Origin of the sequence: Azotosporobacter soli (assembly GCF_030542965.1) — a bacterium.
Lineage (GTDB): Bacteria > Bacillota > Negativicutes > SG130 > SG130 > Azotosporobacter > Azotosporobacter soli.
Genome location: NZ_JAUAOA010000001.1, coordinates 95,207 through 115,279, shown reverse-complemented (window position 1 = coordinate 115,279; position 20,073 = coordinate 95,207). Strand labels below are relative to the sequence as shown.

23 protein-coding genes and 1 riboswitch are annotated in these 20,073 nt (G+C 50.9%); of the genes, 16 read left to right on the top strand and 7 right to left on the bottom strand.

The window, feature by feature from the left end; translation table 11 throughout:
• Window positions 1-70 precede the first annotated feature (70 nt).
• From QTL79_RS00535 to QTL79_RS00525, 3 genes are all read right to left on the bottom strand, one after another.
• Complete coding sequence (locus QTL79_RS00535; protein WP_346352973.1) at window positions 71-1,147, bottom strand: GTP pyrophosphokinase; 1,077 nt, start codon at window positions 1,145-1,147, stop codon at window positions 71-73.
• A 139-nt stretch (window positions 1,148-1,286) separates the two neighbouring features.
• A complete protein-coding gene (locus QTL79_RS00530) occupies window positions 1,287-1,721 on the bottom strand; it encodes a thioesterase family protein (RefSeq protein WP_346352972.1) in 435 nt (144 codons plus the stop codon).
• Window positions 1,722-1,876: 155 nt separating this feature from the next.
• A complete protein-coding gene (locus tag QTL79_RS00525; protein WP_346352971.1) occupies window positions 1,877-2,239 on the bottom strand; it encodes a winged helix-turn-helix transcriptional regulator in 363 nt (120 codons plus the stop codon).
• A gap of 143 nt (window positions 2,240-2,382) precedes the next feature.
• On the opposite strand from QTL79_RS00525, the gene QTL79_RS00520 reads away from it, so the two are divergent.
• Window positions 2,383-2,931 carry a flavodoxin family protein gene (locus QTL79_RS00520; RefSeq protein ID WP_346352970.1) on the top strand — a complete coding sequence of 183 codons (549 nt, stop codon included), beginning with the start codon at window positions 2,383-2,385 and terminating at the stop codon, window positions 2,929-2,931.
• Between the two features lie 82 nt (window positions 2,932-3,013).
• Here the strand turns inward: QTL79_RS00520 and QTL79_RS00515 are convergent, their stop codons facing one another.
• Window positions 3,014-3,349, bottom strand: coding sequence for a helix-turn-helix domain-containing protein (locus tag QTL79_RS00515; protein WP_346352969.1), 336 nt, complete (start codon window positions 3,347-3,349; stop codon window positions 3,014-3,016).
• Window positions 3,350-3,839: 490 nt separating this feature from the next.
• Between QTL79_RS00515 and QTL79_RS00510 the strand changes: the two genes are divergently transcribed.
• The 5 genes from QTL79_RS00510 (at window position 3,840) to QTL79_RS00490 (ending at window position 9,417) form a co-directional block, all read left to right on the top strand.
• Window positions 3,840-4,274, top strand: coding sequence for a PTS sugar transporter subunit IIA (locus QTL79_RS00510; protein ID WP_346352968.1), 435 nt, complete (start codon window positions 3,840-3,842; stop codon window positions 4,272-4,274).
• Window positions 4,275-4,742: 468 nt separating this feature from the next.
• Entirely contained in the window at window positions 4,743-5,165 is a 423-nt protein-coding gene (locus tag QTL79_RS00505; protein WP_346352967.1) for a bacteriohemerythrin, read from the top strand.
• Between the two features lie 153 nt (window positions 5,166-5,318).
• A riboswitch (cyclic di-GMP riboswitch) is annotated at window positions 5,319-5,405 on the top strand.
• 60 nt (window positions 5,406-5,465) lie between these two features.
• Entirely contained in the window at window positions 5,466-7,181 is a 1,716-nt protein-coding gene (locus QTL79_RS00500) for a methyl-accepting chemotaxis protein (protein ID WP_346352966.1), read from the top strand.
• Window positions 7,182-7,301: 120 nt separating this feature from the next.
• The gene (locus QTL79_RS00495; protein WP_346352965.1) at window positions 7,302-7,868 is read left to right on the top strand and encodes a response regulator; all 567 of its coding nucleotides are present in this window, start codon (window positions 7,302-7,304) and stop codon (window positions 7,866-7,868) included.
• Window positions 7,869-8,211: 343 nt separating this feature from the next.
• Window positions 8,212-9,417, top strand: coding sequence for an MFS transporter (locus tag QTL79_RS00490; protein WP_346352964.1), 1,206 nt, complete (start codon window positions 8,212-8,214; stop codon window positions 9,415-9,417).
• 95 nt (window positions 9,418-9,512) lie between these two features.
• On the opposite strand, the gene QTL79_RS00485 is transcribed toward QTL79_RS00490, so the two are convergent.
• Both QTL79_RS00485 and QTL79_RS00480 read right to left on the bottom strand, forming a co-directional pair.
• Window positions 9,513-10,472 (bottom strand): bile acid:sodium symporter family protein, encoded by a 960-nt coding sequence (locus tag QTL79_RS00485; protein ID WP_346352963.1) that lies wholly within the window; start codon window positions 10,470-10,472, stop codon window positions 9,513-9,515.
• A gap of 218 nt (window positions 10,473-10,690) precedes the next feature.
• Entirely contained in the window at window positions 10,691-11,605 is a 915-nt protein-coding gene (locus QTL79_RS00480) for a LysR family transcriptional regulator (protein WP_346352962.1), read from the bottom strand.
• A gap of 322 nt (window positions 11,606-11,927) precedes the next feature.
• Between QTL79_RS00480 and citD the strand changes: the two genes are divergently transcribed.
• From citD to QTL79_RS00450, 6 genes are all read left to right on the top strand, one after another.
• Entirely contained in the window at window positions 11,928-12,215 is a 288-nt protein-coding gene (gene citD, locus QTL79_RS00475; protein ID WP_346352961.1) for a citrate lyase acyl carrier protein, read from the top strand.
• Entirely contained in the window at window positions 12,212-13,102 is an 891-nt protein-coding gene (locus QTL79_RS00470; protein ID WP_346352960.1) for an aldolase/citrate lyase family protein, read from the top strand. Before citD ends, QTL79_RS00470 begins: the two co-directional genes overlap by 4 nt.
• Window positions 13,095-14,633, top strand: a complete 1,539-nt coding sequence (gene citF / locus QTL79_RS00465) for a citrate lyase subunit alpha (protein ID WP_346352959.1) — start codon at window positions 13,095-13,097, stop codon at window positions 14,631-14,633. Before QTL79_RS00470 ends, citF begins: the two co-directional genes overlap by 8 nt.
• A 159-nt stretch (window positions 14,634-14,792) precedes the next feature.
• Window positions 14,793-15,407 carry a hypothetical protein gene (locus QTL79_RS00460; RefSeq protein WP_346352958.1) on the top strand — a complete coding sequence of 205 codons (615 nt, stop codon included), beginning with the start codon at window positions 14,793-14,795 and terminating at the stop codon, window positions 15,405-15,407.
• Window positions 15,408-15,427: 20 nt separating this feature from the next.
• Window positions 15,428-15,883, top strand: a complete 456-nt coding sequence (locus QTL79_RS00455) for a gamma-glutamylcyclotransferase family protein (protein ID WP_346352957.1) — start codon at window positions 15,428-15,430, stop codon at window positions 15,881-15,883.
• A gap of 20 nt (window positions 15,884-15,903) precedes the next feature.
• Window positions 15,904-16,224 carry a cupin domain-containing protein gene (locus QTL79_RS00450; RefSeq protein ID WP_346352956.1) on the top strand — a complete coding sequence of 107 codons (321 nt, stop codon included), beginning with the start codon at window positions 15,904-15,906 and terminating at the stop codon, window positions 16,222-16,224.
• A 78-nt stretch (window positions 16,225-16,302) separates the two neighbouring features.
• Here the strand turns inward: QTL79_RS00450 and QTL79_RS00445 are convergent, their stop codons facing one another.
• A complete protein-coding gene (locus tag QTL79_RS00445; protein ID WP_346352955.1) occupies window positions 16,303-16,767 on the bottom strand; it encodes an Hsp20/alpha crystallin family protein in 465 nt (154 codons plus the stop codon).
• 325 nt (window positions 16,768-17,092) lie between these two features.
• Between QTL79_RS00445 and QTL79_RS00440 the strand changes: the two genes are divergently transcribed.
• The 4 genes from QTL79_RS00440 to QTL79_RS00425 all read left to right on the top strand — a co-directional run bounded on the left by QTL79_RS00440 (window position 17,093) and on the right by QTL79_RS00425 (window position 20,072).
• Entirely contained in the window at window positions 17,093-17,683 is a 591-nt protein-coding gene (locus QTL79_RS00440; RefSeq protein WP_346352954.1) for a helix-turn-helix domain-containing protein, read from the top strand.
• Window positions 17,684-17,700: 17 nt separating this feature from the next.
• Window positions 17,701-18,411: a flavodoxin family protein gene (locus tag QTL79_RS00435; RefSeq protein WP_346352953.1), complete on the top strand. Its 711-nt coding sequence runs from the start codon at window positions 17,701-17,703 to the stop codon at window positions 18,409-18,411.
• 171 nt (window positions 18,412-18,582) lie between these two features.
• A complete protein-coding gene (locus QTL79_RS00430) occupies window positions 18,583-19,041 on the top strand; it encodes a VOC family protein (RefSeq protein ID WP_346352952.1) in 459 nt (152 codons plus the stop codon).
• 83 nt (window positions 19,042-19,124) lie between these two features.
• Entirely contained in the window at window positions 19,125-20,072 is a 948-nt protein-coding gene (locus QTL79_RS00425) for an ABC transporter substrate-binding protein (protein WP_346352951.1), read from the top strand.
• Window position 20,073 lies beyond the last annotated feature (1 nt).

Genomic DNA, 20,073 nt, shown 5'->3' with positions numbered 1-20,073 from the left:
AAGATTTCCTGTAGAGTGTAAATCATTTTTTCCATAACATAACAAGAGAGTATTTTGCACAAGTCAGGCGTTATTCCAGTTGAAACTCAATCAAATAATGCGCAAGGCTTTCTCGCTCTGTCGCGTTGCCGATGCTGTATTCAGAGAGGAATGCGAGAGCAGAGGCTACGGAGCCTTTTTTTCCGATCAGGGCATAGCATAAATAAAAAATGCTGATCGTATTCGGCAGCTCGGTGAATTCGTCCGCTGCGGTGTTGGAATCTTTTTTGAGAAACGAATGAGCCAGGCTTAGGATGGAACTGCGGTTTTCGCGCAGCGCTTTTTCTAATTGTGCGATCGATTCGATTTGGAAGAAATGCAGCTGGCTAATGAAACTGTCCAGTTGATAAGCCGGATAGATTTCGTAAGAGGTTTTGACCGACAAAATGTCGCGGTTCAATTCGTCGACGATCAGGCTGCGCTCCAAAAAAGCGGACAAAGAGACGCGATCAAGGAAGACTTTTTCCGGCGCGTCGCTGATCCGTCGTGCGATATCCTGTTCATAGTCTGCCAGTGAGGTGCGGATGTTGCGAAATTCCTGGTCGGCGATTTCGAGCAGGCCGGCCAAACGGGAGAAACTGCGCCGTATCTCGCGCGGGATGGAAAACTGGTATTTGTAACCGAGGTCATGTTCGATCTCGGCCCAGGCATGCTGCAGGATGGAGCGGATTTGAAATTCCACCTTACAGTCCTTGAATTTCTCGTATTCCGGCAGCGCATAACGGCTCGCGGCCAGCGAAGCGACGTAATGCAAGGAGAGATAACCGAAGCGATCCGGGTCGATTAAGAGGCGCTTGTCGATCGAATTGAGTTCGTCGATATAAAATTCGCGCTGGATGATCGCGGCGACCCGGTCGACGTCATCTTCAAAGTAAGTGGTGATGCGAAGCCCGGCAATGTCGGTGATGTCTTCGAGGCAAAAGTATTTGCCGGGGTTCTTGGCGATTTTTTCTTCCAGGCTGTCTTCTTCCTTTGTCCGTGCAGTGAGGGAATGAATGCGAATGCCTTCCGCCTTCAGAAGATCGGCAACCAAAGTCAGCAGCTGCTGCGTGAAATCGCGGTATAAATCGATCTGTTCGCGGTATTGAGCGAGAATTTGATGCTTCATGCAGTCCTCCAAGAAAAAGAAGTTTGATAGTTTCTTCGGCGGGAAAAGATAAAATCCTTTTCTATGGATGCCGGAATAAAAGCTGCCTCAATCGATCAAAGAATCGAAAGAGGCAGCTTTTTTATTTATTCTGCGAAAATCATTTAAATGGAATCGGTTTGATCAATTTGACGCGTTCGTTGACTTTAGCCAGAAAGCGATCGGTTTGGATGATGCTGCGCGTGTGCGTACCGCGCCCGATTTCACCGAGCTCATCGGCGGCTGTCACGGAAAACGTCAAATTGCTTCCTTCGATTGCGGTCAGTGTTGCCTTTATGGTGACGGACATGCCGACTACGGTCGGTTTTTCATGGCGAAATTCGAAGCTGGTTCCGATCGTTGCGAATTCCTCCGGCAGGTGAGGGTCTACGGCGCTGACGGCAGCGCGAATGATGAGGTCGATATAGACGGGGCTTGCCAAGAGGTCTTTTAGTTTACCGTGACCATGGTACAAGGAGGAGTCTGCGTGCTCGATTGTCCGTTGGGCGATGCCGGAGGAGCCGATGGCTGGCAATTTGGCAAAATCAAGATTCATGCGAAACACTCCTTTGCGATAAATTTTCAGATATGCGTATTTCCATTATACGTCATATTCCATAAAAAGGAAAATGTTTCGCGTGCGAAAAACAAGAGGCGAGTTGAAGCGTTGTTGCACATCTGGGTTGCTGATCAACGCGTGCTCTTCTTCGTTCAGTCGTGCGGGCAGGGCGGAATTTCGCAAGTTGGATCCGCATTTTTGGCATAGCCAACACCCCATTGGGTAATCGAAGCTAAAACAGGCAACAATGTTTTGCCTGTGTCGGTAAGAGAATATTCGACTTTGGGCGGTACTTGCGTATAAACGAAACGCGTGATTAAGCCGTTCGCTTCTAATTCGCGCAGCTGTTGCGTCAACATTTTTTGCGTGATCTGTGGTAAAGTCTTTCTTAATTCGCTAAAGCGCAGCGTGTTTTCGCCTAAATGCCACAAAATCAAGGCTTTCCATTTGCCTCCGATGATGCTTAAGGTTAATTCCAACGGACAGTGATATTCATTATTTAAAAATCGAATCATAGTGAAGCTCCTTTTGCTTGGTATATAAAAGGGAACTATGGCACAAATAAGTGCATACTTGCTAATGGGTGTATTAGTGAATAGTATTATAGCATGAATCCTGTGCACAGGAAATGAAAACAAAAGACAGGAGATGAGAAGCAGTGGCGAAAAATATACTGATTCTAACAGGTAGCCCAAGGAAAAACGGCAACACTGAGAAATTAACGAATGCGTTTATTTCCGGAGCGCAGCAGGCCGGACATAAGACGACAATCTATACAACATCGGATAAGAACATAAAAGGCTGTATTGACTGCAAAATGTGCTTTAGCAAAGGACGCGCCTGTTCGATTCCCGATGATTTTAATACGCTGGCTCCTTTACTTGAGGAAGCGGATATGTTGGTGATTGCCACGCCGATGTATTGGTTTTCCTTTCCGGCCAAACTGAAAGCGGCGATTGATAAGATGTATGCGTATTTGATTGCGGAAAAACCGCTCAAGATAAAAGAATGCGCAATGCTTGTCAGCGGCGGCGTACCGGATGAAGCGTTATTTGACGGTATTGTTGCATCGTATAAACGAATTGCTCAATTTCAAAATTGGCAGGACCGGGGCGTAGTCATCGTGCCGGGATTACATGACAAAGAAGACGTTTTAAAAACAGACGGATTAAATAGAGTGGAAGCTTTTGCGCAAAATCTTAAATAGATTCGCAAGAAAGAGGATAAATACAAGAAGCCGCCCATCTCGACCAAGGTGATCAAAGGGGGCGGCTTTTTGTATGTTGTCGTTAATAAAGTTGATCCTTCTTTTTCTCTTCACTTGCATTTGAGTTTTCTGCGACGGAACGAGGTTCTTTGGCAAGCGGCGGATACTTGAATGAGGATGCTGCTTTGATTTTGGTGCGGGCAGGGTCGTTTTTTCGGCCGGTAAGATAATCGAGCGATACATTATAGTAGTCGGCCATGGCGACTAAGCTATCGATGGTGGGCAGGCGCAGGCCGGTTTCCCAATGGCCGACGGTTTGCTTGACGACGCCGAGCAGCTGCCCCACTTGATCTTGGGTCAGTTTATGGGCAAGACGTTCTTCTTTTAAGCGTTGCGCTAATATTTCTTTTTGAAACATAGAAATCACTCCTTGACGAACTACTTAAAGTAGTTTAAAATAAAGTCAAAGCCTACTATTAGTAGATTTTGCGCAAGGGATTTTTAAAGAAAGGAGAGGGGAAATACCTTTTTAGAAAACAAGGCAAGAAGAATCGGTCATTTTAAAATGGAGAGCAATTAACGCAGCACTGTGAGGCATGAATGGAAAACGAATCGTCGCCGGCAAGCAAAGCGATTCGTTGACTGAGGGTGTGCATCATGCGAAGTAATAATAAATGCAGCACAAACGCGGCTCGATTGGCAGAGCAAAATATAAAAAGTATCTGGGCTAGAGCCAAATCCTACTGACGTTGCAGTAAAACGATATAGAGATACATATAGTTATTATATCGCATCCAGTTATTTCCGTAAACGCACCATGAGGTAGGAAGATTGAGAAAGCAGCGATCCCAGGCAAGAGGATCGCTGCCTTTCTTTTATCACTGGGAAAATAAAGGGGGGAATAGAGTATGAAGAGATTATCCCAATGCCTTGTGAAACTCGGCGTTGCAGCAGCGAACCGAAGTCAGGCGGTAAAGGAAGCGGGGCGACTGTTGGTCGATTCTGGCTGCGTCACGCCGCGCTATGTCGATGCGGTAAGTCAAAATTATGGTGAAGAAGTTTGCATGGTCATTGCACCATGGCTGGCGGTAGTGCATCTTCGCGACCCGGAACTGGTTAAAAAAAACGGCGTAGGGGTGCTTACGCTAAAAAAGCCGGTGCGATTCGGTTTTGAAGCAAGCGAATCGGTACGATTAGTCGTAGCGCTGGCGGCGCAGGATACAGCAGAACATTTGAGCCAGATTGACGAGATCGGTACGCTTCTTTCCTGTCCCGGACAAATGGAACGTTTATGCCGCGCCGAGAACGAAGAACAGGTGAGAAAAATTTTAGACTGGCGCTAGCGGATTGCAGAGCAAACGGCATTGCCGGAAACTTGAAGCGAAAATCAATTTCTTTCATTAAAAAACGAGCCTCTCTCGACCCAAGTGATCGAAAGGGGCTCGTTTTTCTTCACTTATTTCATGAAAAAAATAAGGGTGATTTGGATTACTCGCGGTTAATTCCCGCTGTACTGCCGTCTTTGCCGCCGTCGACGAAAGTAGAGCGTTTATCCTCAGCGTTGTTGCGGATTTTGCAACTTGTGCTACATTGCGGAGAGAAAGTCTCACCAACCATTGTAAATAGATTCCGGCAGCAGTCTGAATGTTGCTGTCCTGTTCAAGCCTATCGACTTTGTCAAACTGCAAAAAAAATAACGCATGCAGTGCAGTGGTTTTGAAAAATGTTGGCAGGTTTTGCTTTCGCATATGCGGAATAGATAAAAGATGAGGAAAACGGTTTCTGCGAGGAAAAATGGGGAGGCGTTTTTGATGTTGAAGTGGGATGTGGTTTATCATATCGGGGTGCCGGTGCTGGATAAGCAGCATAACAGGATCATCGAACTGGCCAATGACTTGGTAGTTAACATTTTGCGCTGCGAAGATATTGAAAAGGAGCGGCAGATAACCGAAGCCGCTTTGGCGGAGCTGGTCGCCTATACGGCAAACCACCTTCAGGAAGAGGAAGGTTATATGCAGCAATATAATTATCCGGAGATTGCTGAACATAAACGGGAGCATGAAATATTAATGACCGAGGCGCAGCGGATTTTAGCGGAATCGCAGCAAGGTAAAGGCGGCTTTTCCTTTGATGCGCTGATGGTAATGAAAAAGTGGCTGGAAGAGCATATTTTAGTCTGCGATAAAAAGCTGGGTGCGTTTTTGCAGCTTGCAGAGCAGAAGCACGAAAAATAACAATGCATAAGAATTGTGAAAAAAGGGATCGAGTTAACTTTTTGTAAGAAGTGTTAACTTACTCTCTTTTTTTGTTTTTATGCGCGAAATAAGTCGATTGGTGGTATAATAAGGAGGTGTGAAGGCGGGGGAGAGCCGCTTTTGGCACAACGGAAATTGAAGAGGCAAACTTATCGAAAGATAAGGACGCAAAGCCGTGGGTCTAACGATAGCAATATCCATGACTGCCAGGTTGCATCGCTCAATTGGTGATGTCCCTGGCAGTCTTTTTATATACAAAAAAGTAAGGAGTCAATGCAAATGAAATTTTTTAATGACATGAAAGTGATGTACAAATTAGGCGTTTTACTTTTGCTGGCTTTTATCGCATTAGGGGTTATCGGTTATTCCGGTTATTATTACCTGCAGGAGTCGAATACGACGATCAACACTCTCTATAAAGAGCGTTTGCTGCCGATAAAGGATTTGAACGAAAACCGGATGCACATTGCGCGCGCGAATGGCGCGACGATGGAATTAATGCTGACGACGGATGAAAATAAGAACAAAGAGCTCAAGGGGATCATTGACGACACCGCAAAACGGGCGGCGGCCAATCTCGATGAAATCGAAAAAATGCCACTCGATGCCAAGGCGCGTGCTATGCTGGGTAAGGTGGTCGATGTCAGAGGAAAGTACCGTGATGCCAGGGCCAAGGTGATTGATTTGGCCCTGCAGAATAAGAATGCGGAAGCGTATGCAGCCTATGTCGCCAATGTTGATAAACCGGCGGCCGAGTACATCGAGGCAATGCGTGAGTTTAGCGATTATTACACGGAACTGTCCAAGAAGATGGACGAAGAAAATCAAAGAGCGTTTGCAAGGGCCAATCAAATTAGCGTCGCAACGCTGCTCATTGCGTTTATCGTCCTGGGCGTCAGCGGTTGGTACATAACAAAAATCATCACGCAGCCGCTCGCCGCGTTGGTCGCGGTCTGTGATGAACTGGCGGGCGGTGATTTTCGCAATAAGCCACGCCCGTTCATGCGGGCCGATGAGATTGGCAAAGTGGCCGATTCGCTGATTGAGATGCGCAATAAGGTGCAGGCTCTGATGAAGAAAATTGACGGTTCGGTCGAACAGGTGGCGGCTTCTTCGGAAGAGTTGACGGCAAGCGCCGATCAATCGGCGCAAGCCGCTACGCACGTAGCCGGATCGATTGCCGAAGTGGCGCAGGGAATGGCCGAACAGTTGCGCGTGACCGGCGATGCGTCCGTCGTGATTCGGCAAATGTCTGCCGGGATTGAGGAACTTGCCGCCAATGCGCATGAGGTAACGACGCAATCTTCGCTGGCTGCGACGAAGGCGACAGACGGCAATGCATCGGCTGATAAAGCGGTGCGACAAATGAATTCGATCGAACAAACCGTGGCCGCATCGGCTGAAATCGTTGCCAAGCTGGGGGAACGGTCAAAAGAGATCGGCCAAATTGTCGATACGATAGCCGGCATTGCCGGACAAACCAATTTGCTCGCGCTCAATGCCGCGATTGAAGCGGCGCGCGCGGGGGAACAGGGGCGCGGCTTTGCGGTCGTAGCGGAAGAAGTGCGTAAGCTGGCCGAACAGTCGGAAGGTGCAGCCAAGCAAATCGCGACGTTAATTGGCGAAACGCAAATCGATACCGAAAAAGCCGTCGTTGCAATGCAGAGCGGATCGCAGGAAGTCAAACTGGGCACGCAAACTGTTAATGCATCCGGCGTCGCGTTTGCTGAAATTGCCAAACTGGTAACGCAGGTATCGGGACAAATTCAGGATATGTCGAGTGCGATTGAGCAAATGGCGAGCGGCAGCCAGCAAATTGTCGGCTCCGTCAACCAAATTGACGAATTGAGCAAGCACGGCGCGCAAGGTGCGCAAACCGTATCGGCTGCGACCGAAGAACAATCGGCCTCAATGCAGGAAATTGCCGCTGCCAGCCAGGCGTTGGCACATCTGGCAATGGATTTGCGAACGGAGGTTAGCAAGTTTCAGGTGTGATTTGAAAAATAGGAGACCGCCTGTGCGACCATTTGCGCAGGCGGTCAATATTGTAAAAGACGTATTGCAGGTTTCGCGAGAAGACGATAAACTGACTATGCGAGAGAGGAGTGATTTAAAGTGGAAACGCAATCGGGTATAAAGGTGTTGGTGGTTGATGATTCCGGCTTTTCGCGAACATTGATCGGCAAAGAATTAAATCGGGCCGGCATTGAAAATCAACAAATAAAACAGGCTGCAAGCGGTGAAGAGGCGGTTGTCCAAATGCAGACGACACGTTTCGAACTGTTTATATTGGACATCATCATGACCGGGATTGACGGAATTGCGGTATTGAAAGAAGTGAAGAAGACGCAGCCCGATGCCAAGATCATCATGTGCAGCGGCACGAATTCGGAAGATGTGATTAAAGAAATTGTCCGTCTAGGCATCGATGCATTCATCGTGAAACCCTACCGCTCGGAAACGTTTGACAAGGTTTTGCGTCGGATTTTGGACTTGCCGCGTGAAGTTTCGGGAGAATGGAGCGCGAAATGCCACGTTTGCGATGCTAAAATGGTCGAGGTCGACTCCATCGACATGGTCAGTTTCTTCTGTCCGCAAACTTGTATGAAAATCGGACCGCTCTCTAATGTTTTGGTTACGCAAGCGGAATTGGATCAGGATTATGCGGCAGCGAAAAAATAGAATGAGCAACAGTGAAAAGATCAAGGCCTGCAAAATGAAAAGCCTTGCTCTTTTTATTTTTGCTATTGCTTAGAAAAAAATTGTGCTTGAAATTGTTAGCAAGGGCTGTAGCAAAAAAACGTTAATAAGCTTGTAAGTTTCTGGGAAAGCTTTCTAATGAAGCCAGAGGCGGTCTTGACGTGCCGTAGCCGTAAATATGGCGACAGGTCGCAGTTGCATCGCTTTGCGTAAGTTTGTTACGATACATCTATTACGCAGAAACTGTTTTTATAATCCGCGCCGGATCAATCGCGCTGCAAACGCGTCGGTGGGGGAAGCAAGGGAAGAATGGGGAGGCATGTTTATGAATTGGCGGCGAAATCTTTGGGCGCTGGCGCTGGGTTCGATGCTGTCCGCTTCAAGTTATACGATGGTAATTCCTTTTTTGCCGCTGTATTTGCTTGATATTGGGGTTGACGAGAAGAATGTGAATCTTTGGTCGGGCGTTATTTTCTCGGCGACATTTTTAGTTGCGGCTTTATTGGCGCCCTATTGGGGACGACAAGCCGACAAGAGCGGCAAACGACGCATGGTGCTGCGCGCCGGCTTTAGTCTGGCGGCGGTTTATTTTTTAGGCGCGTTTGTGCAAAGTCCGCTGCAGCTTCTGGGCGTCAGAATCCTGCAAGGGGTTGCCAACGGTTTTGTCCCGGCATCGCTCGCAATCGTTGCGACGTCGGTTCCGTCGGTGAAGTTGGGGTCCAGTCTCGGTTTGATGCAAACGACATTGTTGATCGGCACGATCATCGGCCCATTGGCAGGCGGCGTATTGTCGCATCTTTTCGGCATGCGCGCTTCGTTCGTCATTGCCGCGCTGGTAATTTCGCTTGGTACGCTGGCGGTACGTCATTTTGTCGTCGAGCCGCCGGAGAAAGAGGTTGCGCCGAGCACTACGATACGGGAAGATTTTAAAACGGCGTTCGGCAATGCGCGCTTGATGGAAATGCTGGCGCTGATGTTCGTTGTCCAGATGGCAACGATGGCGATTCAACCGCTGATTACCCTCTATGTCGCGCAACTGCAGGGACAAATGGAAGGCGCGGCGCTGGCGGCGGGGATTATCTACAGTCTGGCGGGCATTGCAGGGGCGATCGCCGCGCCGACGTGGGGCAGGCTGGGGCAGGCGAAAGGTTTTTTTCGCATTTTGACAATCGGCTTTATCGGTGCGGGACTCTTTAACGTAGGACAATATTTTGCGCCGGATTTGTATCGCTTTGCGCTGCTGCAATTTTTCTTCGGTCTCTTTGTCGTCGGCGTCTATCCGGCAATCAATACGCTCGCGGTCACGTCGAGCGACGCCGGATTTCAAGGCCGGATTTTTGGCCTTACGACGACCGCCAACCAGTTCGGCTCGATGACCGGGCCGTTGATTGGCGGACTGATCAGTTCGGCGTTTGGCATCCGGCCGGTATTTTTCTTTACCGGGAGCTTGCTGATTCTGGTGGGGATTTTTGTGCTGCTAAAGCATATGGCGAAAAAACAGGTCAAGGAAGCTGTTTCGGATGCAGGTTAACTGCAAGGCATAAGAAGGGGCTGTTGCAAAATGAGAGCATAATCTCGTTTTACAACAGCCCCTTCTTATTTAGTTGAGGAGAGGTAAGCGTTAACTTAACCGGCGCGGTTCTTTAAGCGGGGCGCTTCGTTTCCGTCGCGCGCTCCCCAGTAACCGGCTAACAGGGAACCGGTGAAATTGTGCCAAACGCTGAAGATGGCGCCGGGAATCGCGGCGATCGGATCGAGATGGGCGATCGCCAGCGCGACCGCCAAACCGGAATTTTCCATGCCGATCTCAAAGCAAATCGCTTTGGCTTTGCGGTGATTGATTCCGACGAAGCGTGACGTGCTATAGCCGAGAGTAAGGCCAAGACCGTTATGCAGCGCCACAGCGGCAAAAGCAATGCCCGCGACCGTTGCCAGTTTGGCGGCGCTGAGACCGACGACGATGGCAATGATCGCGATGATCGAGACGACGGAAACGAACGGAATCAATTGCGCGATGCGCTCGACCAATTGCCCGGCAAACATGCGCAGCAAAATGCCGATGCTGATCGGGAAGAGGACGATCTTTAAGATGTCGAACAACAACGCGCCCGCATCAATCGGAATCAGCGTACCGGCAAAAAAGAGGAAGATGTACGGCGTGAGAAGCGGCGCGAGAATCGTGTTGATGCTGGAGACAGTCACCGATAGCGCGGTGTCGCCTTTGGCGATGAAAGTCATCACATTGGAAGCGGTGCCGCTTGGGCAGGCTCCGACCAGAATCAGACCGGCGGCCAGTGAAGGCGGTAAATCAAGCAGTTTGGCGATGGAAAAGGCGACGCCTGGCATGATCAGGCAGCGCAGTACGACGCCGTACAGAACATCTTTCGGCCGGGTAAGAACCAGTTTGAAGTCTTCCAAACTCATCGTAAGACCCATGCCGAGCATGATCAGGCCGAGTAAATAGGGCACGTATTTGCCAAGCGGCTTGAACGGGTCGGGCGAAAAAAACGCCACAGCGGCGAAGAGAATGACCCAAACGGGAAAGAGTTTTGTGATTCGTGCAATAAATGAGTTCAGTTTGTCCATGTAAATCATCACTCCCAGTCTTGTTGTTTGCGAATGAACTTATTATACGCTTTTTTCACGAAGTGCGCTTACAAAAATGCGCAACAAAGCAAATAAATGCGATAAGAGTGTAAATTAATGAAACTTTGGTTCGTTCAAATGTCTTGCCTGCGTGATGCTGGAGAATGCTGTTGTGAAAAGGAAAAGAGCTGTCGCAGGATTGGCAACAGCTCTTTTCCTTATCCTTTGCCGACGCTTTCTTGTGCAACCGCGATGAAGGCTTGCGCGGCTTGCGAGAGATAGGCGTTTTTCCGGTAGGCGATGACTAACGTGCGACTGGGAGGCGGATCGCCAAGCGACGCATAGCAGGGCGGCGTCGGTGTGCGGACGCTCTGCAGCGTGTCGGGCGCTAACGTGACGCCGAGCCCGGCGGCGGCCAAAGCATGCGCGGCCTCGATGTTTTCCGTTTCCATGACGATGCGGGGCGTGAAACCGGCCTGACGGCAAAGCTCCAGACTGAATTGTCGCATGCGCTGGCCGGGTTTTAACAAAATGAATGGTTCATCGCGCAGTGCACTAAGCGGCAGCTGCGCCTCTGTGCCTGAAGTGGTCGACGCAAGTTGGCGGCAAAGCCGGTGATCCGACGGCAACACGGCCAAAATCGTTTCGTGCAGCAGCGCCTCATAAGCGAAGAGTTCGTTTTGCACCGGTAAAGTCATGAGCGAAAGGTCGGTGACGCCTTTGGCCATGAAGGCTTCGATCTCATCCATCTGCCCTTCCAGCAAACGGACTTCGATGCCGGGGTAGCGGCGCTGGAAGGTCGGCAGGACGCGCGGCAGGAAATGAATGCTGCGGAACGGCGAAATGCCGAGTGTGATGCGGCCTTGCTTTAAATTGTCGATATCGTCAAGCTGCTTACGTAGTTGGTCGCTCAGGTCGAGTGTTTTTCGTGCGGCGGACAGATACAGCTCTCCGGCATAGGTGGGACGCAGCGGTGTTGCGCTGCGATCGAAGAGCAGCGTGCCCAGCTGCTCTTCGACTTTTTGCAGCAACTGACTGAGCGATGGCTGCGCGATGTAGAGCTTTTTGGCCGCGGCGGAAAGGTTTTGTTCTTCGGCGATGGCCAGGATGTAACGCATTTGGCGAAGATTCATGCGGGCAAACTCCTTTCAAAATAATGACATAGCATAAATGCTATGAGAGACTGTCGACAAAACAAATTCAAGTGGGACGTTTTTTACACGAAGAGTCGAAGAATGGAAGACTGAAAGAGTTTTTAAATTTTTCTTCCTTTCTTCCCGCCGGGCCGATGCGATCGGCCCGCTTCGCTTCTTCGTGTTATCGCACTCTCTTTTTCAATTGTCTACACTCTGGCATAGTATAAATACTATGCCGAAGATAGTGATAATGATATTAGACCTATGAGTGCTTTCATGATACAACAGGAGGAGAGAGAAAAACAAGGGAGGGATTGGTTTGGCTGTAATCAGGCGTGTTGCCCAAGCGGGAACCGTAGAGTCGAGCGATATCATGATCACGCTTTCGCCGGTGGAAGCGGGCAGCGGGATTGAAATTGAACTGGAGAGTCCGGTGTTGCGGCAGTTTGGCCGACAAATTCGCAAGGTGTTGGAAACGGCGCTGCAGGAAGCAGGCGTTGCTGCGGCAAAGGTATACGCCAATGACAAGGGGGCGCTGGACTGTACGATTCGCGCCCGGCTGAAGACGGCGCTGAACCGCGCGCTAGAGGAAGAGGTGAAAGCATGAATCGGCTGCGCAGGACGATGATGTATGTGCCCGGCAACAATCCGGGCAAGCTGCAAAGCGCCGGTATTTACGGCGCGGATTCGATCATTTTCGATTTGGAAGATGCGGTAGCGGTGACGGAAAAGGATGCGGCGCGCGATCTTGTTGCCAGCGCGGTGCGCGACATTCGCTATCCTTGCGAAGTAGCGGTGCGGATCAACCATATCAGCACGCCGTTTGGCCATGATGATTTGCGTTGTATTTTGGAAGCGAAGCCGGATATGATTCGTCTGCCCAAGGCCGAATACCCGGAAGAAATAAAGGTAATCGCCGATCTGATCGGCCGGGCCGAGGCTAAATACGGTTATCCGGCCGGATCGATCAAGATGATGGCCTCGATTGAATCGGCGCAGGGATTGGTCAATGCCTGTGCGATCGCCAAAGCGGATCCGAGGATGGCGGCGATCGCACTGGGCGGCGAGGATTTTATCGCCGACTTGAACACGACGCGCAGCGCGGATGGCGCGGAGCTGGCGTATGCCCGTTCGCAGATCGTCGTTGCGGCGCGGGTCGCGAAAATTCATGCCATCGACTCGGTTTCGACGATTTTAAATGACGATGAGGCATTTTTGCGTGAAGCCCGCATGATTAAGCAATTGGGCTTCGACGGAAAATCCTGCGTCCATCCGCGCCAGGTGGAACTGATGCACAAGGTCTATACGCCGACGGCCAAGGAAGTGGCGCAGGCGCGGCGCATCCTTGACGGCATCAAGCTGGCGCTGGAGAGAAAATCCGGCGTCATCGCAGTGGATGGAAAAATGGTGGACGGTCCGATTATTACGCGGGCCGAGCGAATCATTGCCTACGCGGCGGTTGTGGGCATGAACAAGGAGGACGCCGATGAGTAACGAGGCAAAGCGAAATTTACCCGATTTTATCGAAGGCTATGGTCCGGTAAAACCGTACCGGGGGCCGTTTGCCACAGCGCCCAGCGGACGGCGCAGCGGCGGAAAGATCGCGCTCGATGTGCCGCATTCGGAAAAACTGCTCCGTTCGATCGATCAGGCAATTGAGGCGGTTGGCTTGCAGGACGGCATGACGATATCCTTTCATCATCATTTTCGCAGCGGCGATCATGTGCCGGGTTTAGTGCTTGCCGCGATTGCGCGCAAAGGGATTCGCAACTTGACGCTCGCGCCGAGTTCGCTGCATGAAAACAGCGATATCTTGATTCCTTTGTTGGAGCAGGGCGTTGTCACGGCAATCCAGACCAGCGGCGGGCGGGGCGAGGTCGGACGCTATATTACGCACGGACGTTTGGCAAAGCCGACGATTTTCCGTTCGCACGGCGGTCGTCCCCGCGCGTTGGCCAGCGGCGAACTGGTTGTCGATGTGGCGTTTCTTGGCGCGCCGACCTGCGATATTTACGGCAACATTAACGGCGTGCACGGTAAATCGGCCTGCGGCTCGCTTGGTTATGCGATGGTGGACGCCGCGCATGCCGACAAGGTGGTGGCGATTACCGACAATCTGGTACAGCAGCCGATTTTTCCAATCAGTATTCCGCAGGATCAGGTCGATTTCATCGTGGAAGTCGACAGCATCGGCGATCCGGCAAAGATTGCCACCAAGGTGCTGCGCTTTACGACCGATCCGCGCGAGCTGTTGATCGCGCAGCGGGCGGCTGCGGTGATGGAACATTCGGGTCTCTTTCAAGACGGCTTTTCCTTCCAGCTGGGCGGCGGCGGCGCGTCGATGGCGGTGGCCCGTTACATTAAGGAAAAGATGCTGGCGCATAAGATCAGCGGCGGCTTTGGCCTCGGCGGCATCGGCGGCGTATTTGCGCAAATGATGGAAGAAGGCTTGTTTCGCATGGCTTTCGATGCGCAAAGCTTCGATCTGGCGGCGGTGGAATCGTTGAAAAAGAATCCGAACCACTTGGAAATTTCGGCGTCGCAATATGCCAATCCGCATACGAAAGGGCCGCTGGTCAATCGGTTGGATATGGTGTTTCTCGGCGCGACCGAAGTCGACGTGGACTTTAACGTCAATGGTTTGACCGATTCGAACGGCATGGTGATGGGCGCATCGGGCGGGCAGTCGGATACCGCGGCAGGCGCTAAGCTGACGGTGGTTTGTGCGCCGCTCTTGCGCGGTCGTTTGCCGATCGTACGGGAACGCGTTCATACCGTGGTCACGCCAGGCGAAACGGTGGATGTGATTGTCACCGACTACGGCGTGGCGGTCAATCCGCGCCGCCAGGATATTTTGGCGCGGCTCAAGGATTCGCCGCTTGAAGTGATGGCGATTGAAGATCTGCAGCGCAAGGCGCTGGAATTGACTGGCGTGCCGGATTCGGTTCCGGTCAGCGATAAAATTGTCGGCGTCGTCGAGTACCGGGACGGTACGGTAATCGATGTGATTCGCCGTCCGGAATAAAAATTTCACCGGCAGGTTCGGATGATTTTCTTTAAGAAAAATAGACCGAATTTGCCGGTGTTTTTTTGCGCAAAACGATGTTTTGTTGCAGAGAATGAGATATAATAAGCGAAAAGCATTCGGAGCCGGAGTGAAGCAAGGCCGGCAAGGAGGTGCAAGATGAAGATCAAACATCCGGATTGGCTGCAGATTGCAGGCGAAGCAGGGCCGTTATACGGTTATAATCAGGAATGGTATAAGACGTCCTATCAACAAACGAGAGGCTGCGGTCCGACGACGGCGTCGATGCTGCTCTCGTATTTGAACCGGCGCGAAGCCGAAGCGCTGCCGTATCGGGATCACGATATCCCGGCAATTACGGAAACGATGGAACAGGTCTGGCGGTTTGTCACGCCGGGGCGGCTGCTCGGACTGCATAGTACAAAGGCGTTTTGCCGCGGCATGAATCGCCTGCTGCGCGAACATGAACTGACTTGGAATTGTCGCCGTCTGTCCGTTGCGGCGGCTTCGTTTAGACGACCGTCGATCGAAAAAGTGACTGCGTTTTTAACGGACGCGTTCACCGCCGATTGTCCGGTCGCTTTTTTAAACCTGCATAAGGGAAAAGCGACCGCGATGGACAGTTGGCATTGGACGGTTCTGGTGGGGCTGGAGTTAAAAAGAGACGAATGGCGGGCTACCTGCTACGACAGCGGACGAGCGATTACGTTTGATTTGGCTTTATGGCTGGAAACAACCCGCTTGGGCGGCGGTTTTGCCTACGTTAAAGTATAAGGAAGGGGAGAAATGGGAGCATGAACGGGAGGAGTTATGCCGCATTCGGCAGCAATATGAATGTGGCGGAAATGCAAAAACGTTGTCCGCAGGCGCGCGTGACCGGACAGGGAGAACTGCGCGGTTACCGCTTGACGTTTTGCGGCGATGGGGAAGGCTTTGCCAATGTGGAACCGGACGAACACGGCCATGTACCGGTAGTGCTGTGGAAGATCAGTGAAGAGTGCGAGAGGGCACTCGACGTATATGAAAATTATCCGACGCTGTACGGAAAAGAACTGGTTTCGATTGTGACGGACGCAGGCGAAGAGCGTGCGATGTTATACCGGATGGCGGAGCCTTATGCGTCGACGCCCGCAATGCCGGACGCCGCGTATTTAAAAATTATCCGACAAGGGTACCGCGAGCATGGCATTGATGAACATCCTCTCTTAGCGGCGGCGATGCAGATTGCGAAGACAGCGCTGGAAAAATAATCGATGGGGAGCGAATAGAGATGAGTCTTTTTCCTGAACCGATTCTTGCGTTACCGAAAGCGAATATTCCGCTAAAAGGCTTGACGGCCTATCTGTCGCAAGGCGAGACGCATCAAATCATTTTCATGGAATTCAGCGAAGACGTCGAGCTGCCGGAACATTCTCATGCCGCACAATGGGGCATTGTCCTGGAAGGGAAGATCGAGCTAACGATCGACGGCGTAAAACAAGTTTTTTGCAAAGGCGAGCGTTATTTTATTCCGCAAGACGTCAAGCATGCGGGGAAAATACATGCGGGCTATGCAGACATGACTTTTTTTAATCAGAAAGACCGCTATTGAAAAACGTATTTTAAAAGGGCTGTCTCAAACAGGATAGTAAAAATCCTGTTGAGACAGCCCTTTTGTCGGGGCAGCCTATTAGTCGGCAATCTCGATCTTAATGGATTGATTTTGCTTTTGCTCTGCTTTCGGAATTGTGACTTCGAGGATGCCGTCTTTGAAGCAGGCGGTGATTTTATCGCTGACGATTTCCTCATGGAACGCGATGGAACGGGAAAAAGAACCCGAACGCCGTTCCTGCAGGAGATAACGATTGTTCTTGTCTTCGTTGCTTTGCTCGTAAGAGCCGCGAATCGTCAGAACGTTGTCCGTTAACTGGATATCGACGTCTTTCTTTTCAAGGCCCGGCAGGTTTGCTTTCAGCCGATACTCGGAGCCGTTGTCAATCACGTCGATCGGCACGACCGTTGCCCAACCAGACTGCGAGAGGTTGCTAAGCGGTGACAATACGCCCGTACCGAAAAAGTTCTCAAACATGTCATTGATCCCTTTTCGGAATAAAGAAGGGGTATTGTACTCTTCTCTACGAATCAGATTTGTCATGATGATCTCCTCCCTGTACAGAATTTGCTTTATTAGCACTCTCGACCGGCGAGTGCTAATCTTGTTATTATAATACGAAAAATAAAAGCGCTCTGCAATGGACGATACAGCGCAAATTTCTTTATTTAACGCGAAGAAAACTGTTTTTAAAAAAATAGCTCATGCGGACAAAAGAAATCTTTGACTTTTTGACTTTGGTGAAAAATTAAACAGGTTTTTGCAGCGCAAAGTTAGAAGTTAGAGAGAGGGGAAAAGTAGAAAAGAAACTCTACGGTTCGTTTATTGCGTGGTAACCTACTGCCGTCTACACTGAAGGAGCGAGGTGATGAATTTGGATTGCGAAAAAATCGGCAAACTGATTTACGGTTTGCGGAAAGAAAAAGATATGACGCAAAAGCAAGTGGCGGATCTCTTGAACATTAGCGATAAAGCGATCAGCAAATGGGAGCGCGGCCTGGGCTGCCCCGACGTGTCGCTGCTGCCGGAACTGTCGCAAGTGCTGGGCGTCAATATCGAAGACATGTTGGCGGGCGAACTCGTCCCCAATGAGGCAGTAGGAGGAAATATGAAGAAGTTAAAATTTTACGTCTGCCCACAATGCAAAAACTTAATGACCGCGACCGGCGAGGCGAACATTTCCTGTTGCGGCAAGCGGCTAGATGCGCTGGTTGCGGCAAAAGCGGACGAAAGCCACCGTTTGCAGATCGAACCGCAAGATGGCGAAGTGTATGTTTCGTCGCAGCATGAGATGACGAAGGCGCATTATATTTCGTTTGCGGCCTATGTCACCGGTGATAAGGCGTTTATTGTGAAGCAATATCCGGAGTGGAATCTTCAATTCTGGTTTCACAAATATAATCACGGACTCTTGTATTTTCACTGTTCCAGGCATGGGCTGTTCTACCAGCTGATCTAAAAGAGGGGGGAAGAAAAATGAAAATTGTTGTGGTCAACGGAAGTCCGCGAGGAAAAAGCAGCAATACGCAGATCATGGCGGATGCGTTATTAAAAGGCGCGCAAGCGGCGGGCGCGGAAACGGTAAACGTGTTCTTGGCGGAAAAAGAAATCAAGCACTGCCTTGGCTGTTTTACCTGCTGGCTGAAAACGCCGGGCCGCTGCGCGATCAAAGACGACATGGCAGGAGTCCTTGAGGCGATCGAAGGCGCGGATGTGTTGATTCTGGCTAGCCCGCTTTATTTTCACACGATTTCCGGTATGCTGAAGGTGTTCATGGATCGCTTAATCGTCAACGGCGATCCGCATTTTGCCAAAACTGCGAGCGGTGAGTCGCGCCATACTAAGAAAGCGGGAGCAAAAGCGCCGCGATTGGTGATGCTGTCAAATTGCGGTTTTCCGGAACGCTCGCACTTTCAGGCGATGTCGCACTGGGTGCAGCGGGTCGCACTGCATATGGAAACGGAACAGCTCGATGAAATTTATGCTTCGCAAGGCGGCATGCTGAGTATGGAGTTGCCGTCCGTTGCAACCTATTTGCAATGGCTGAACAAAGCAGGCGGCGAACTCGTGCAGGGACAGGCGCTGTCAAAGGAAACGAAAGAAGCGCTGGCGCAGTCGTTTTTGCCGGACGAGGTGTATATCGAACAGGCGAATCAATATTTCGACCGCGTCTTGAGCGGTCAGTGAAAAAAGGGCAAGGCGTTCGCTTCGGCGGAGCCTTGTTCTTTTTTTGCGCGGTGCAAAGTAAAGGAAACGAGAAAGTTGCTGCGCTGCATTCGATGCGCTGAAAAAATAAAACGCAACAAATTTTTTATGATAGGATAAAAGAAAAAGAAAAAACGGAAAGAGGCGGAAAAGATGAAAAACGACATCCGTTACGTGCACACCAATATCATTGCCCGCGACTGGCGGAAGCTGGTCGATTTTTATGTCGCGGTCTTCGACTGCGAAGCGTTGCCGCCGGAGAGAAATCTGTCCGGGCAGTGGGTCGATCAATTGACGACGCTGAGTAATGCGACGATTCGGGGCATGCATCTGCGCTTGCCGGGCTGCGACGCAGGGACTACGCTCGAGATATTCAGCTATGAGCCGGAAGAAGAGTCCGGTGCATTTGGCGCGGTCAATCGCTGCGGCCTGGGACATCTTGCGTTTCAGGTGGATTCGGTCGAAGACGTGTTGGCCAATCTGCTGGAACATGGCGGAAGCCAACTCGGGGCGCTGGTAAAGAAGGATTACGGCGAGCTCGGCGTGCTGACGGTCGTCTATGCACGCGATCCGGAAGGAAACATCGTCGAGTTGCAGAACTGGCAGCGTTGAATCGCGTTTGACTTATTGAAGCGCTCTTGTTACGATAAAACGAGTGTGAAAAAACGTGCGAAAAAAGAAAGAGGGCGAAACGAATGAAGAAAATGATCCTGCTGCTCCTGGCGGTTAGCGCGTTGGCGCTGCTCGGCGGCTGCGGCGATGCGAATAAGGAACAGAAGCCTGCTGCGAGCGCGAAAAGCGTCACGATCGGCGTGATGCCGGATGTGGATTCGATTCCGTTCATTATTGCACAGGAAAAAGGCTACTTTAAGGAAGAAGGCGTCACGGTGACGCTGAAATTCTTCAAGAGTGCGGTCGAACGCGACAGCGCACTGCAAAGCGGCAATCTGGACGGCGTGATTTCGGACATGCTGGCGGAGAACTTTGCCAGGAAAGGCGGCTTTGATACCGTGATTACCTCGCTGACGACCGGCAGCTACAAGCTGATTGTCGGCAAGAATGAAACGGCTGCGTCGATACAGGACTTGAAGGGCAAAGACGTTGCAATCTCGAAAAACACGATCATTGAATATGTGACCGACAAGGTGGCGGCCGAAGGTAAGCTGTCGTCCGGCGAATTCAACAAAATCGCGATTCCGCAAATACCGACCCGGCTTGAAATGCTGCAAAACGGCAAAATCGCGGCAGCGACGCTGCCGGAACCTCTGGCCAGCGTCGCCGTTAAGAACGGCGGGCGGGTCTTGCAAAGCTCGGATCAACTGGGAATCAATCCGGGCGTGATGCTCTTTACGCGCCAGTCGGTGAACGATAAGGAACAGGAGATCCGCGCCGTATACCGCGCTTATGCCAAAGCGGTCGCCTATTTGGAGAAAGAACCGATGAGCGCTTATATCGACTTGCTGATTGAAAAAGGCGGCTTTCCCAAAGAGGTAAAGGATGCATTGGTTTTGCCGCAATACAAGAAACCGAGCGCGCCGCAGGCGAAGGATATCGAGGCGGTCGGTGCCTGGTTAAAGGAACGGCAGCTCTTGACGACGACGTATTCATATCAGGAATTGGTTGACGACCGGTTTGTGAGGTAAG